Genomic DNA, 15729 nt, shown 5'->3' with positions numbered 1-15729 from the left:
GTACTTAAAGGATATTTTTTTTAACTTTACGGAGATTAGTACTAAAAGTTGGTATAATATTTGAAAGATTATTTCCTAATTATCCTAATAAGTACATTAAGCTCTAAAGTGCATCTTGCACCCAACCACCTATGAAACGATTTAATTCTTCAATGTTTATGCAATGGGTTGTGTTTATACCCTTGTTATTGCCTTTAGCTATTGTGAGCGGAGCCTTCGACGGTATTAAAAAAGTATTTGAACAAGCCTCAGCCGATATTATTGAAAGCGAGCCAGTTGCTCATATCGAAGCTTAAATATAGTTTTCAACAGTTGTTTTTAACTGTGGTAGGGAAAGTACGCCCGATTGTCGCCATTTTAGTTCGCTTTTCTTGAAAAGCATTAATGTTGGTACGCCCGTCACTCTGTATTTTGCAGCCAGTTTTGGGTTTTGGTCAACATCAATTTTTACTATTCTAACTTTTTCTCCCATCTCTTGTGCCAATTGCTGAAGTGTGGGGGTGAGTGCTTTGCATGGCCCGCACCAAGTAGCAAAGAAATCAATCAGTATTGGTTGCTCAGAGGCTATTAGTTCTTCAAATGTTCCTGTCATAGTTTTTCTATCTTTTTTCTTTTAACATTTAATAGTTTCTTGGAGTTTCAAATCTTCATTTATTCGGTCTAAATGTTTACTTTTGTTAGTATTCAAAATGACTTTGTATGCTTTGGAGAGTACTCATATTTTGTATTTTGTTTGGGCAGATATGTTTCGGTCAGACTACTGTCCCTCCAAAAGAGAGACTTAAAACACTTTTATCGAATCAGAATAATTGGAAAAGTGTGATTTATATGGAAGGATTGAGCCTTGAAGGTGATAATGGTATGACTTGGCGAAACGAATCTGTGCCTTACGTGATTGAGATTGCTTTTGAATCTGACGGAGCAAGTGATTTGGGAGTGAAAGTTTTGCTAAAGTCAAATACGAACCAAGAAGCGATTGTAGGATATAATTTTGGTAACGAACAACTTTATTTGAATACCATCAATGCAGGAAAAACCAACCTTCCTGATGCTTTGGGCTTATTTACAACACCACTTAAAGTTTTAAGAGGTCGAGTTAAATTATACGTTTTTGTTCAGAAGAATTTAATCGAGGTCTTTGCAAATGATGGTGAAGGATTTCTCTCAAGTCAAGTTTTTCCCGAAGAGAATAGCTTTGATTGGCAAATCTTTACAGTGGGAAAGGCAAGTGTTGGGCAATTGGGAGTTTATGAGTTGAGAAAGTAAATCTAACAAAAACATCTATCTAAACTTTTACAAAAATCAATATAAAAATCTTGTCAATCTTAGAATCGTCTAATCCTGTTATATCTTTGCAAATATAATACGCTTCAAAACATTCGACCTTACAAAATGGAAAACATCTCAAGACGCAATCTGCTAAAAACCTTTGGCCTAACCGCTGGTGGATTATCATTTTTTTATATTGATGCTCTTGCCGAAGATATAAATGACCAAGAAATCGAAATCCATTACGATGACCGATATGTTTCGCTCGAAAAACCAGTAACGGCTATTGTTTTGGGTGCAGGGAATCGTGGAAATGTTTATGGCCGTTTTGCATTGGCATTCCCGAATGAATTAGACATGGTAGGCGTTGCCGAACCAATAGAGTTTCGTAATGAGAAGTTTACAAAGGCTCATAATATAGAAGAGAAAAATCGCTTTAAAACTTGGGAAGATGTTTTTAAAGTGCCAAAATTTGCCGATGCCATTATTATCTCAACACCCGACCGACTGCATTATGGCCCAGCCATGAAAGCACTTGCAATGGGTTATCATGTGTTGCTCGAAAAACCAATTTCACCGTCAATGCAGGAGTGTTTGGAAATTTTGGCAATGGCCAAGAAAACTAAAAGCATCATTGCGGTTTGCCATGTGTTGCGTTATACACCTTATTTCAGAAAATTGAAAGAGATAACCGATAGCGGAAAATTTGGTAAACTAATCAGTGTAAATCACCTCGAAGGAGTTGAATATGCACACATGGCACACTCGTATGTGCGTGGAAACTGGCACGTTGAGAAGGATACAAACCCGATTATTTTGGCAAAGTCTTGCCACGACCTTGATATTTTGCGTTGGATAATCGGAAAACCCTGCAAAAGCATTTCTGCTCATGGTTCGCTTACTTGGTTTAAGCGTGAAAATGCCCCAGAAGGTAGCACTGACCGCTGCACAGATGGTTGTAAAGTGGAAGCCGAATGCCCGTTTTCTGCCATCAGAATTTATCAAAAAGAGAAGCAACGCATCAATGTTTTGGATGTAACTGATGATAAATCGAAACAAGATGCCGAAATTTATGAGAAATTGAAAACATCTCAGTATGGAAGATGTGTTTATAGAATGGACAACGACCAACCCGACCATTACACGACGTCGATGGAGTTTGAGGGCGGTACGACGGTGAGCTTCGCAATGGAGGCTTTCACTTCATTTGAGCATCGAAAAACTCGTTTGATGTTTTCACACGGAGAAGTTTGGGGCGATATGAATCAAATTCAAACTTATGATTTCCGAACAAAAGAGACGACTTCGTGGAAAGCAAACGAGCAACCTGAATACAAAAATCAAGCATCTGGACACGGTGGGGGAGATTACGGTTTAGCTCGAAATTTCGTGCAGGCTGTTGCTCAAAATAAACCTGAGCTATTGACTTCAACGATTGAAGCATCAATCGAAAGCCACGTAATGGGTTTCATGTCCGAAAAAAGCCGACTTGGTAAAAAAATGGTAGAAGTAAGAATATAAATTTGTGGAGCGAACCTCCGAGTTCGCCGTTATACAGAAAAAAATGCGTAAAATACTAATATTAACCCTTTTAGCTTTGGCTTCGTGCCAAAAGAAAAAAGCCGATTTAGGTACATTCGACCAGAAAACTTTCCGAACTGACCGAGGAGGTTGTGAAGGAAAAAGAGAAAAACTAATTGAAGAACTAAAAACTCTTCGACCAAAGATTTTGGGTTTAACCGAAAACCAAGTTATCGAAACTTTGGGTAGATATGATTTTCAAATTCTGAGTCGTCGGAACGAAAAGGTCTTTGTTTTTTACTTAGAAAAAGGCCCTCACTGCGAAATTATTCAGAATCCAACGCAAGCCCGCTCAATGATTTTGTATTTCAATGCAGCCAGTTTGGTAAAAGAAGTGTCGTTTCAGTTTGGTAGCCCAGTTGAGTAATAAAACAATTTTCCAAAATTGTTTAGTGGACTAAAAGCATATTTTCTTTGGCAAAGAAAAATATTTCAATAAAAAATTTTGATTTCTAAAATCAACCATTACTTTTGCAATCATAAAGTAAAACAAAAAATGACTCAATATTCTAACATAGTAAAAATCTGGTGGTGGCGTCCTGCAAAATAGGATGAACAGATTTGCTATGTAGAAAAACATACAAGTATTAAGCGAAGCGGCTTACTGTTCATACCAGTAAGCCGCTTTTTTTTCACCCCCAGCCCCTAAAGGGGAGCTAAAAAGAAGATTAAAATGAAAAATAATATCGAAATGAATAATCATAAGTTAGATACGGACCGTAGCTCCCCTTTAGGGGCGGGGGGGCGTAGTTTTACAATCTCAACTCGCCATAAACGCTTACTTGCCGATACGCTTACGCCAGTTGGTATTTTTCAACGATTACGTGGACATTACCCACATTCGGTTATTCTCGAAAGTGCCGATTATCATGCCATGCACAATAGTTTTAGCTATATCGCTTGTGATGAAGTGGCAAGTTTTCAATTGGACAATGACGTAGTGACACAGAAATTTCCAGACGGTACACACGAAACTTTTCCGTTGAAAAGCAGAAAAGATGGTGTGAAAGTTTTGCAGGAATTTGCAGCGAAATTTGAAAATCCTAAAAGCGAATTCCCTTTCATTACAAACGGGCTTTTCGGACATATTACTTATGATTCGGTCGAATATTTTGAAGACATTGAGATTCAAGAAAAAAGTGCCGAAAGTGCCATTCCGCAGGTTCTATATAGAGTTTATCGCTATGTGATTGCCATCAATCACTTTAAAGATGAATTATATATTTTCGAGCATACTTACACGCCCGAAGGACAAGAACCACAAGTTTCGGCCGATGGCTTGGAAACTTTGGAGTTTTTTGTAAAAAATCCGAAGATGTCAACTGCTAAATTTAAAGCAGAAAAAGATGAGGTTTCTAATTTGAACGATGATGAAATGCGAACAATCATCAATAAATGTATCGGTCATTGTTTGCGTGGCGATGTATTTCAGATTGTGCCTTCTCGTCGATTCTCCAGAAAATTCGAGGGTGATGATTTCAATGTCTATCGTGCTTTGCGTTCAATCAACCCATCGCCTTATTTATTCTATTTCGATGGCGGTGATTACCATATTTTTGGAAGTTCGCCCGAAAAGCAAATTTTGATTAAAGATGGTCAGGCCGAAATTCATCCGATAGCAGGAACATTCAGACGTACGGGCGATGATGAACATGATACGGAATTGGCTCGTCAACTCCACGCCGACCCAAAAGAATCGGCCGAACATGTAATGTTGGTTGATTTGGCAAGAAATGACCTTTCACGCAGTGCCGAAAACGTAAAAGTTGAAACTTTCAAGGAAGTTCAGTTTTATAGCCACGTTATTCACTTAGTTTCAAAAGTGACTGGCAAAATGCACGAAGGCACGAATCCATTACAGTTGGTGGCAGATACTTTCCCCGCAGGAACACTTTCTGGAGCTCCGAAGCACAATGCCATGACAATCATTAATAAATTTGAACCTACTAATCGTAGTATTTATGGTGGAGCCATTGGCTTCATGGATTTCAAAGGAAATTTCAATCATGCCATTGCAATTCGTACGTTTTTGAGTAAAAATAATACACTTTTCTACCAAGCAGGCATGGGCGTAGTAGCAAAATCTGATGTAGAACTCGAAATGAAAGAGGTTCACTTGAAATTGGCAGCATTGAGAAAAGCTATTGAAATGGCGGAGGAGATTTGATAAAAACTTAAAAAAATATAGCTTATGAACGATTTTGATTTGGCATATAAAGATTGGCTAAAAAATATTAAAGAGCTTGTGAGAACAAGTCAAATTAAGGCAGTTTTGAATGTTAATTCTGAACTCTTAGAGTTATATTGGAATTTAGGTAAAATGATAATTGAAAAAGAACAAAATTCTAATTGGGGTAGTAAAGTTATAGAGCAATTATCAAAAGATTTATGTTCGGAGTTTGTAGAAATTAAGGGTTTTTCAAGGCAAAATTTATATTATATTCGTCAGTGGTACTTATTTTACAATCAAGACAATGCAATTGTCCAACAACTTGTTGGACAATTAGACGAAAACAGCTTGGCAAATAAATTAAGAGTTAAAAATGAAGGGTTTTCTCCAATATTAAAGTTAATTCCATGGGGTCATCATATCCTAATACTATCTAAGTGTAAGAATCTACATGAAGCTTTTTTTTATTTGATAGAAACCTTACAAAATAACTGGTCAAGAAGTATATTGAGATTACAGATTGAAAGCAATCTATATCAAAGACAAGGTAAAGCTTTAACGAACTTTGAATTGACTTTACCAAAACCACAAGCAGATTTAGCCAAAGATTTATTTAAAAATCCTTATAATTTTGATTTTATTACTCTTGGGAAAGAAGCCCAAGAAAGAGATGTTGAAGACGCATTGGTAAATCAAATAACCAAGTTTCTACTCGAACTTGGAAAGGGGTTTGCCTATATGGGCAGGCAATATGAATTCAGTGTAGGTGGAGATAATTATCGAATAGATTTGCTCTTTTACAATGTTTTTTTAAGATGTTTTATTGTGATAGAATTAAAAATAGATAGTTTTAAACCAGAATATATAGGAAAACTATCTTTCTATCTTACGGCTATAGATAATATCCTTAAAACAGAACAAGATAGACCAACTATTGGACTCCTCCTTTGTAAAATTGATAATAGAATTACAGCCGAATGGGCATTGAAAGATGCGAATAAGCCATTAGGGATTGCGGAATATCGGTTAAATGATAGCGTACCCCCTGAATTTCTACAAGCGTTACCAACTATCTTCGAAATAGAAAAAAATTTAGAGACAGTTATTTTTAAAGACCAAGATAAAGGCGTTGACTTAAATTTCCCTGTAATTAAGCTGAATAATAAAGATATTAGTAATCAAATAAATGGCTATTTGCAAAGTGAAATTCTGACCATTTTTGATGTAGTTGGTGGTGAGCTTAACGAAGACATAGGTTTAGAAAAAGCCTTAGAGCTATCTTCATATAGTCAAAAGGGTGTATATAGTAATATCTCATACAAAGTTCTATTAGAAACTAAAAAGTTACTTTCAATTTCTCTAATCTGTGAAACAATAACCGCATACCCAAGTACTCATAATTACTATTTCATTTTTGACTTGACTACTGGCACCCCTGTAACTCTTGATGATATACTCACTGAGCAGGGCAAATCCTTACTTTATTTAGATATATTAAATAAAAAACAAGAGAATATTAATAGTCATTTTAAAGATTTACGATTAAAGCCAAAGTCTAAAAAATTGTTAAAAGATATGGAAGCGGCTTTTGAAAATTATGACTGTAAAAATAAAGTACGCCTAAATAGATATTTTTTAGAGCCGAGTAAAATAGCATTTATTGAAAATTGTGAATTTCCACATGTTATCAAAGCATTAGATTTAGATACAAAAATTGAATATACTTTTGACCAATTAGAGAATTATTTGTCCTCTTATGGAAAAGAATTACTTGAGATGTAAAAAACACAAACAACATGAAAATATTAGTTCTTGATAATTACGATTCGTTTGTTTACAACTTAGTCTATATTCTAAAAGAATTAGGCGGAGATGTATATGTTTTCAGAAACGATAAAATTGCATTGGAGGAAGTCGAAAAGTACGATAAAATTTTACTTTCACCCGGCCCAGGGATTCCCGAAGAAGCAGGAATTATGCTTGATTTGATAAAAACATATCATGCTACAAAATCTATTTTTGGCGTATGTTTGGGGCATCAAGCAATCGGTGAAGCTTTCGGAGCAAAACTACACAATATGGGCGAAGTGCTTCATGGAGTAACGACCAAGTGTTTAATAACCGACCCGAGCGAAGTGCTTTTCCAAGGAATTCCTTCCGAGATAGAAGTTTGCCGTTATCACTCATGGACGGTTGTTCCCGAAACCATGCCAGCTGATTTGAAAGTCACGGCCATCGACGAAAAAGGTTTTGTAATGGCCGAGGCTCACCAAAAGTATGATATCAGAGGCGTACAATTTCACCCAGAAGCATATTTGACTCAGCACGGTGTGAAAATGGTGGAAAATTGGATGAAAAGTTGAGAGATTTTGTAAATTTGTTTGATTAAAACAGCTATTCTTATGACAGTTTCAACAAGACAACTTACACGAAAAGAGTTGATAAAGCAGATTCAAGATATTTCGGAAGTAAAATCTGAAAGTAAAATTGTGAATATTGCTTTGGAAGAATATCTACGTCGTTTGGCAGGAGAAGAGTTAAGGAAAATAAAAGGAAAAGCTATCTGGGAAGGTGATTTAGATGAAATGAGAACTTCAAAACATGCAGATATTACTATTTGATACTGGTATTTGGATTGACTATTTGCGTGGGAAAGAAACTTCAAAAGTTAATTTGTTGGATGAGTATTTATTGAATACCGATGTGCTACGAATTTGCCCTCCAATAATTCAAGAAATCTTGCAGGGAATTCGCCAAGACGAGCAATTTAACAAGATTCAGAAAAACCTTGATAGACTTTCATGCCTACAAATTGATGCCAAAGAAGCTGCATTTGGAGCTGCCGAACTTTACAGAAATCTTCGTAAAAAAGGAATAACTATCAGAAAACCAAACGATTGTCTAATCGCTTTCTACGCTATTTATTTTGATATTTCTTTAGTACATAACGATAGTGATTTTGATTTAATGATAGACCATACCCCGCTAAAAATATATCAATTATAAAATGAAGCATTACCTCAATCAGCTTGTAGAAAAACAATCTTTAACAAAAGACGAAAGCAAAGAAGCCCTCCTAAAAATCGGACAAGGAGAAGCTAATAATTCTCAGATTGCTGCTTTTTTAATGGGAATTCAACAAAAAGGAATCACCGTTGACGAACTCGAAGGGTTCCGTGAAGCTATGCTATTGTTGGCCGTACAAATAGACTTATCAGATTTCGATGCAATGGATATTGTCGGAACTGGCGGCGATGGGAAAGATACTTTCAATATTTCTACCACATCGGCTTTTGTGATTGCGGGTGCTGGACAAAACATTGCCAAACATGGCAATCATGGTGTTTCTTCATCGGTTGGCTCGAGTACTGTTTTAGAATATTTGGGTGTAAAGTTTACCAACGACGAAAGTTATTTGAAACAAAAGCTTGAAACAGCAGGTATTTGTTATATGCACGCACCGTTGTTTCACCCAGCCATGAAATACGTTGCACCGATTCGCAAAGAACTGGGCATGAAAACGTTCTTTAATATTTTGGGGCCATTGCTCAATCCTGCAAAAGTTCAAAAGCAGTTTTCGGGAGTTTATAATTTGCCAGTTTTTGATTTGTACGCCCAGTTGTTTAGTCGTACCGCTGCCAAATTTGCCATCATTTACGATTTAGCAGGCTATGATGAAGTTTCGCTGACTAATGATTTTCAGATTTCAAGTCATACCAATAAAGGTAAAAGTATTATTTCTCCGAAAAACTTAGGCTTTGATTTACAGCAACAATCAGATATTTATGGTGGAGGAACAATCGAAGAATCGGCCGAAATTTTACTAAACGTTCTAAATAATAAAGCTACTGCCTCCCAAACCAATGTAGTTTTAGCAAATGCAGGTTTTGCTTTAAGCATCGCAAAAGATATAAGTATCGAAGAAGGCATCGCCCAAGCGAAAGAATCCATAGAAAGTGGAAAAGCCTTAAACAGTATGAAAAAATTAGTTGCATAAAATAATGGTTAGAATGAACGGTTAGCCGTAGTTATGATGAATAGTATAAAAAATATTCACCATTTATCATTCACCATTCACCATTAAGAATATGACCATTTTAGATAAAATAACCGCCCAAAAGGCAATCGAAGTTGCAGCAGCAAAAGCCGAGGCTTCAATTCAAGATTTAGAAAAAAGCGAGTTCTTTGCAAGAAAAACCAATTCACTTGTGGCAAACCTCTCAGCTGAAAACTCAACAGGAATCATTGCCGAGCATAAACGTAAATCGCCGTCAAAAGGAATTATTAACGACCAACTTTCGGTCGAGGAAGTTACGCAAGGCTACGCCCAAGCAGGGGCGGCTGGACTTTCAGTATTGACCGACACTGATTTTTTCGGTGGCAACAAAGAAGATTTACAAAAAGCTCGAATCGCCAATCCATCAACGCCAATCTTGCGAAAAGATTTTATGATTGATGAATACCAAGTCTATGAAGCAAAAGCTTGGGGAGCCGATGTGATTTTGTTGATTGCAGCTTGTCTTTTGCCCGAACAAATCAAGACTTTAAGCCAAAAAGCTCATGAGTTAGGGTTAGAAGTATTGCTCGAAATTCACGACCAAGAAGAACTCGACCGTAGTCCATTAGAATATGTTGATATTGTTGGCGTAAATAACCGCAACCTAAAAAACTTTGCCGAAAACAACGTAAATGCGTCTTTGATTTTAGCTGACAAGATTCCTGCAAATGTTATTAAGATTTCAGAAAGTTGTATCAGCGAGCCAGAAACCATCAATTTATTGAAGTCGGCAGGATATCGAGGGTTTTTAATTGGAGAAACTTTCATGAAAGATGCTTCTCCAGGAACAAAATTGGGGGAATTTATAGCGAAAATCTAAGAAAAAACTTAATTTTGATAGTTTTTTATACCTTTTGCTAAACTCATACTACCCCGAGTATGATACAAATATAAAATATGCCTGTGGGGGCAGGTATTCCTATTATATGAAATTAAAAGTTTGCGGAATGCGTGATGTCGAGAACATCAAGGCACTTATCGAGTTGAAACCAGATTTTATCGGTTTTATTTTCTATGACAAGTCACCTCGCTATATAGGAACAGAGTTAGATGTAGAGTTTATCAATTCAATTCCAAGAGAAATCAAAAAAGTAGGCGTTTTTGTCAATGCAACAGTCGATTTTATTTTACAGAACGTTAGAAAGTACGGTTTGAACTATGTGCAGTTGCACGGCAATGAAATGCCTGATTTTTGCAAAAGCCTTCGACTAAAAGGCGTAAATATCATCAAAGCATTTCGTGTAGATAACGATTTTATCTTCACACAAGTAAATAATTACAAGCCGCACGTCGATTTTTTCTTGTTTGATGCCAAAGGCGATGGTTACGGCGGAAATGGAGTTGCATTCGATTGGAGTATCCTCAAAAAGTACGATAATCAAAAACCATACTTTTTGGCAGGAGGCATAAGTCTTGAAAATCTTGATGTATTGGAAACTATCATTCCCAAGCCTTACGCAATGGATGTAAACAGTAAGTTTGAAATTGAACCAGCATTAAAAGACATCGAAAAACTCGAAGAATTATTGGATAAAATTCGACCTATTGAAGTATAGATTGTGAAAATCGTAGCTATATCAGATACTCACAGAAAACATCAAAAGCTTGCTTTGCTTGAAGGCGATATGCTTATCCATGCGGGAGATGTTTCGTCAATGGGGCATGAATCCGAAATCAGAGAGTTTTTAAACTGGTTTTCAAAAACAGATTTTACATATAAAATTCTAATAGCAGGAAATCACGATTTTTATTTTGAGAAAATAAGCCATAACGCCAAAGTTTTAGAAGAACTGATTCCTGCGAATGTTATTTATCTAAATGATAGCGGAGTCGAAATTGAGGGCATACATATTTGGGGTTCACCTATTCAACCGTGGTTTTATAATTGGGCGTTCAATCGGTATCGTGGTGAAGATATCAAAAAACATTGGAATAAAATTCCACAAAATACAGATATTCTCATCACCCACGGGCCAGCTTATGGTATTCTTGATAAAACAACTCGGAATGAAAATGTTGGCTGTGAAGATTTACTTGAAAAAATAAAAGAAGTAAAACCCAAATTTCATATTTGCGGACACATACACGAAGCTTACGGACACATAAAACAATCTAATACTGAGTTTATCAACGCAAGTGTTTTGGACGAAAATTATAATCTGAGAAATGAACCAGTAGTATTTGAGATTTAGCATTAAAAAAACAGAAAACCTTTGAGGTATAAAAAATGACAACTTTACAACAGAACTACTCAGTAGATAAAAAAGGATATTACGGAAAATTTGGTGGAGCATACATTCCCGAAATGCTTTATCCAAACGTGGAGGAACTGCAACAAAATTACCTTGATATTATCTATCAGCCAGAGTTTCAAGCCGAATACCACGCACTACTCAAAGATTACGTTGGTCGCCCAACGCCATTATTTTACGCCAATCGTTTATCCGAAAAATATCAGACCAATGTTTATTTGAAGCGTGAAGACCTGTGCCATACGGGTGCACACAAAGTAAATAATACAATCGGACAGATTTTATTGGCAAAAAAACTCGGCAAACAAAAAATCGTTGCCGAAACAGGAGCAGGCCAGCACGGCGTAGCCACCGCCACAGTTTGTGCTTTGATGGGTTTAGAGTGTATCGTTTACATGGGCGAAATTGACATTAAGCGTCAAGCTCCCAACGTTGCACGTATGAAAATGCTCGGTGCAGAGGTTCGCCCAGCTACAAGTGGTTCAAAAACTTTGAAAGACGCCACCAACGAAGCCATGCGTCATTGGATAAATAACCCAGTTGATACACATTATATTATAGGCTCAGTAGTTGGTCCGCATCCTTATCCCGATATGGTTGCTCGTTTTCAAGCAATTATCTCCGAAGAAATCCGTTGGCAGTTACTTGAAAAAACAGGTACTGAAAACCCTGACTACGTGATTGCTTGCGTAGGTGGAGGCTCAAATGCCGCAGGTGCATTTTATCATTATCTCGATGACCCATCGGTTCAGCTAATCGCTGCCGAAGCAGGTGGGCACGGAATCAATTCTGGGATGTCGGCAGCAACAACTTTCTTAGGAAAAATGGGCGTTCTTCATGGAAGCAAAAGTATTTTGATGCAAACTGAAGACGGTCAAGTTGTTGAGCCACATTCAATCTCAGCAGGTCTCGATTATCCAGGTATTGGCCCAATGCACGCACACCTATGGGATTCTGGGCGAGCAAAATTCTTTGCCATTACTGATGAAGAATCACTCACCGCAGGTTTTGAACTTTCAAAACTTGAAGGAATCATCCCCGCCATTGAGTCGGCTCACGCATTGGCAGTATTGCCATATCTAAAAGCCGCAGCCAACGAAACTGTAGTAATTAACCTTTCGGGCAGAGGTGATAAAGATTTAGATACCTATATGAAGTATTTGTAAATTTAAATAATATTCAACCAATACTAAACAAATCCAAAATGAAAACCCTCTTTCTCGCAATCGCCATTATGTCAGTATCATTATTGTCGAATGCTCAAACCAAAAAACAACCAACCAAAATGTTACGTCACGCCGTTTTATTCAAATTTAAAGATACAAGTAGCCCAGAAGATGTAAAGAAAGTAGAAGACGCTTTTCGTGCATTACCAACAAAAATCAAAGAAATCGCTGATTTTGAGTGGGGAACAAACAACAGCCCTGAAAATCTTAATCAAGGTTTTACACATTTATTCTTTGTTTCTTTCAAAACTGAGAAAGACCGTGAAGTATATTTGCCTCACCCAGCACACAAAGCATTCGTAGAAGTGCTCGGGCCACACCTCGATAAAGTTTTAGTACTCGACTATTGGGCAGGAAAATAATTTTGTGGAGAGAATCTCCAGATTCGCTGTAATCAGAGTTTTACCCAATAGTGAAAGTAAAAGAAAAAACAATGAACAGAATTACCAAGCTTTTTCAAGAAAAGCCCAACAACGTACTCAATATATATTTTACCGCAGGATTTCCGAACCTCAATGATACCACAACAGTTTTAGAAGCCTTACAAGCCTCAGGTGCCGACATCGCCGAAATCGGAATGCCCTATTCCGACCCCGTGGCTGATGGCGAAACCATTCAGCAGTCAAACCAAGTGGCACTCGACAACGGAATGAGCCTAAAAGTTCTATTCCAACAATTAGAAGGAATCCGAGCAAAAGTTTCCATACCTATTATATTAATGGGTTATATCAACCCAGTCGTACAATTCGGTATCGAAAACTTCTGTAAAAAATGTCAAGAAGTAGGAGTCGATGGTCTAATCTTACCAGATTTGCCAATGGACGAATACTATGAAGAATACAAACCAATATTCGACCAGTACGGTCTGCTAAATATTTTCTTGATTACACCACAAACCACTGAGTCTCGCATTCGTCGAATCGACGAAATTTCCGATGGCTTTATATATATGGTAAGTAGTGCAAGTGTAACGGGCGGAACATCGGGCATTACCGACACCATGGAAGCATATTTCAATCGTGTCAATGCAATGAACCTCCGAAATCCACGACTCATCGGTTTTGGTATAAAAGACAACGCAACCTTTACCAAAGCAAGTCAATATGCCGCAGGAGCAATCATTGGCAGTCAGTTTATCAGAGTTTTACAAAATTCATCAGACAATACTCTATATAATGATATTGTTGAATACGTAAAATCCGTTAAAGGATAAAAACACCATTGATGTCAAAACCAAAGAATTTATGAAAACACCAATAACCATATTGTTCATTTTCATAAGTTCTTTGGTTTTTTCACAAAGTAATACCTACCGTCCACAACTTCGGCTTTCACCTCACTTTGGTATCGGCTGGGCCATACCCCCTTTTATTGATGGCACTAATAGTAACTTAGTGCTAAAATCAAATCCACTTAAAAACTATATCATCGGCGAAGTGACCACATCCTCGGGTGCCAACAAGCAAATTTATAAGATGACCAACACCATGGGTATTGATGCCAATTACTTAGTCAGCAAACAATGGTCAGTCAATTTAGGTGTAAACCGAGCCATGCACATTAATCTTTTGAGCGACCCCGACCCCGTACGAGTCTCAAATACTACCGAATACACCACCTGGATTTATGCTTATAAATACACATCATATCTAATAGGTGCAAGATATAATCAATATGATAAGTTTTTTCAATGCAATATTCACTATGCTGGAATGGCCAAGCAAGCTATCGAAAATAATGGTGGGGCAGGTGGAGGAATCATAACTAATGGAAACGGACTAAGCAGTACCATTCTATCTCGAAAAGAAAATACATTTGTTATCTCTCCCGAATATGGCATTACAGGAGTAAGCTCATTCGACCTACCAATGGAACTAAGTGTAGGGTTGCATATTCCAACATCAATTTTTTCAAAAGAACAAGCCACTTTTATCAGAAACGGCTCTAATGCTGGAACAAATAACCTAAATTTTACCCAAGCAGCTGTGTGGCTTAGAGTACGAATACCATTTTTAGTATGGTCAAGAAATCCAAAAGCTCCCAAACCTGTAATAGTTACGAAGCCAGCACCACAAAAAACTGTTGAATATGAAGGTAAGAAAGTAGCAACAGGTGAAAAGATAATTTTGAAAAGTCTTCAATTCGAGCAAGCCAAAGATGTACTTAGTCCAAGTGCCATGGCCGAACTTGATAAAGTAGAGCAATTGATGCAGCAATCTTCAACGATGATTATTGAAATCATTGGACATACCTCCGACGAAGGCGACCGCAATAGTAATATTGAGCTCTCACTAAAAAGAGCAAAAGCGTGTAAAGAATACCTACTCAAGAAAGGAATCAAGTCAAATCGCATTCAAGTAAGAGGAATGGGGCCAGACTCTCCAATCTCCCGAACCGATAAATCTCTCAATCGCAGAGTAGAGATGCAAATCATCCGCATGTAAGGCTAACATTACACCTTTTAAGTTGTGTGATAGCTGTAAATAATCAAGATGTAATATGGATTTTAGATTAGCAAAACACATAAAGTGTTTACAATCAAATGATTATCAAGTATTTTACTCCGTAGGAGTTAAAAGTTGGTAGAAATTAAGAAATATCCCCTCTAATAAAGCCCCATCGGGGCGTAACAATTCACCGAGTAAAAGCCACTCGAAGAGATTTAAGGTCTTTGAATTTGTTTTTCTTTCAATATTAAGTTCCCCTCCAATACATGCAAAATACTTTAATCTCGATTTCATGTAAGAGATGCAACTATTTTATAGGACAATAAGAAGAACTTGTTGCATCTTTAGTTGAGGTAGATTTTATAAGTCACTGATAATAAGGGGGGAAAGGGATATGTACAAAAAGTGTTTTTTGGGAGGGTATTGCGAATTAAAAAAGAGTTTGTACCTTTGCACTCCCAAACGACGAGAGCGGGTTAGTAAAAAAGACAGAACGTTGCGTAGCAAGAGCATGGCAAACTAAGTTGAAAAAAGTAAAGAAAAGATTTGGAATTATAAATTAAAAGTCAGACCTTTGCACCCCGATTAAGATAGAAAGGAAGAGGAGAGAGTTGAAAGAGAGGTTAAAAAAATAAAGTTTAAAAATAATTTGTTTTTGAAATTTAGATTTAAGACCTTTGCACCCCGAACGAAATTAAGTTAAAAGAGTAATTAATTTGATAACGTT

The 15729-nt window shown here is 37.0% G+C and carries 18 protein-coding genes; 17 read left to right on the top strand and 1 reads right to left on the bottom strand.

What is annotated here, in order from left to right; genetic code table 11:
• Positions 1–131: 131 nt before the first annotated feature.
• Positions 132–296, top strand: coding sequence for a hypothetical protein (locus IEX65_RS15175; RefSeq protein ID WP_188767617.1), 165 nt, complete (start codon positions 132–134; stop codon positions 294–296).
• Here the strand turns inward: IEX65_RS15175 and trxA are convergent.
• A complete protein-coding gene (trxA, locus tag IEX65_RS15170) occupies positions 293–592 on the bottom strand; it encodes a thioredoxin (protein ID WP_188766945.1) in 300 nt (99 codons plus the stop codon). The two genes, IEX65_RS15175 and trxA, sit on opposite strands and share 4 nt — an antisense overlap.
• 107 nt (positions 593–699) lie before the next feature.
• Here trxA and IEX65_RS15165 point away from each other — a divergent pair, with 107 nt between their 5' ends.
• The 16 genes from IEX65_RS15165 to IEX65_RS15090 all read left to right on the top strand — a co-directional run bounded on the left by IEX65_RS15165 (position 700) and on the right by IEX65_RS15090 (position 14999).
• Positions 700–1266: a GH32 C-terminal domain-containing protein gene (locus IEX65_RS15165; protein WP_188766944.1), complete on the top strand. Its 567-nt coding sequence runs from the start codon at positions 700–702 to the stop codon at positions 1264–1266.
• Between the two features lie 126 nt (positions 1267–1392).
• Positions 1393–2790, top strand: a complete 1398-nt coding sequence (locus tag IEX65_RS15160) for a Gfo/Idh/MocA family protein (protein WP_188766943.1) — start codon at positions 1393–1395, stop codon at positions 2788–2790.
• Positions 2791–2833: 43 nt separating this feature from the next.
• Positions 2834–3217: a hypothetical protein gene (locus tag IEX65_RS15155; protein ID WP_188766942.1), complete on the top strand. Its 384-nt coding sequence runs from the start codon at positions 2834–2836 to the stop codon at positions 3215–3217.
• 324 nt (positions 3218–3541) lie between these two features.
• Positions 3542–5017 carry an anthranilate synthase component I family protein gene (locus IEX65_RS15150; protein WP_188767590.1) on the top strand — a complete coding sequence of 492 codons (1476 nt, stop codon included), beginning with the start codon at positions 3542–3544 and terminating at the stop codon, positions 5015–5017.
• 24 nt (positions 5018–5041) lie between these two features.
• On the top strand, positions 5042–6802 hold the full coding sequence (locus IEX65_RS15145; protein WP_188766941.1) for a PDDEXK nuclease domain-containing protein: 1761 nt from the start codon (positions 5042–5044) through the stop codon (positions 6800–6802).
• Between the two features lie 14 nt (positions 6803–6816).
• Positions 6817–7383, top strand: a complete 567-nt coding sequence (locus IEX65_RS15140; RefSeq protein ID WP_188766940.1) for an anthranilate synthase component II — start codon at positions 6817–6819, stop codon at positions 7381–7383.
• Between the two features lie 39 nt (positions 7384–7422).
• The gene (locus IEX65_RS15135; RefSeq protein ID WP_188766939.1) at positions 7423–7641 is read left to right on the top strand and encodes a type II toxin-antitoxin system VapB family antitoxin; all 219 of its coding nucleotides are present in this window, start codon (positions 7423–7425) and stop codon (positions 7639–7641) included.
• Complete coding sequence (vapC, locus tag IEX65_RS15130) at positions 7622–8026, top strand: type II toxin-antitoxin system VapC family toxin (protein WP_188766938.1); 405 nt, start codon at positions 7622–7624, stop codon at positions 8024–8026. Before IEX65_RS15135 ends, vapC begins: the two co-directional genes overlap by 20 nt.
• Position 8027: 1 nt before the next feature.
• Positions 8028–9017 (top strand): anthranilate phosphoribosyltransferase, encoded by a 990-nt coding sequence (trpD, locus tag IEX65_RS15125; RefSeq protein ID WP_188766937.1) that lies wholly within the window; start codon positions 8028–8030, stop codon positions 9015–9017.
• Positions 9018–9108: 91 nt separating this feature from the next.
• On the top strand, positions 9109–9897 hold the full coding sequence (gene trpC / locus IEX65_RS15120; RefSeq protein ID WP_188766936.1) for an indole-3-glycerol phosphate synthase TrpC: 789 nt from the start codon (positions 9109–9111) through the stop codon (positions 9895–9897).
• A 106-nt stretch (positions 9898–10003) separates the two neighbouring features.
• Positions 10004–10633: a phosphoribosylanthranilate isomerase gene (locus IEX65_RS15115; protein ID WP_188766935.1), complete on the top strand. Its 630-nt coding sequence runs from the start codon at positions 10004–10006 to the stop codon at positions 10631–10633.
• Between the two features lie 3 nt (positions 10634–10636).
• Complete coding sequence (locus tag IEX65_RS15110; protein ID WP_188766934.1) at positions 10637–11269, top strand: metallophosphoesterase family protein; 633 nt, start codon at positions 10637–10639, stop codon at positions 11267–11269.
• A gap of 35 nt (positions 11270–11304) precedes the next feature.
• Positions 11305–12495: a tryptophan synthase subunit beta gene (gene trpB / locus IEX65_RS15105; RefSeq protein WP_188766933.1), complete on the top strand. Its 1191-nt coding sequence runs from the start codon at positions 11305–11307 to the stop codon at positions 12493–12495.
• A 68-nt stretch (positions 12496–12563) separates the two neighbouring features.
• Positions 12564–12917: a Dabb family protein gene (locus IEX65_RS15100; RefSeq protein WP_374757858.1), complete on the top strand. Its 354-nt coding sequence runs from the start codon at positions 12564–12566 to the stop codon at positions 12915–12917.
• A gap of 71 nt (positions 12918–12988) precedes the next feature.
• The gene (gene trpA / locus IEX65_RS15095) at positions 12989–13768 is read left to right on the top strand and encodes a tryptophan synthase subunit alpha (RefSeq protein WP_188766931.1); all 780 of its coding nucleotides are present in this window, start codon (positions 12989–12991) and stop codon (positions 13766–13768) included.
• A 31-nt stretch (positions 13769–13799) separates the two neighbouring features.
• Positions 13800–14999, top strand: a complete 1200-nt coding sequence (locus tag IEX65_RS15090; protein ID WP_188766930.1) for an OmpA family protein — start codon at positions 13800–13802, stop codon at positions 14997–14999.
• Positions 15000–15729 lie beyond the last annotated feature (730 nt).

The organism is Emticicia aquatilis (assembly GCF_014644295.1).
GTDB lineage: Bacteria > Bacteroidota > Bacteroidia > Cytophagales > Spirosomataceae > Emticicia > Emticicia aquatilis.
The sequence above is the reverse complement of the archived record's forward strand: the minus strand, read 5'-3'. Positions and strand labels throughout refer to the sequence as shown.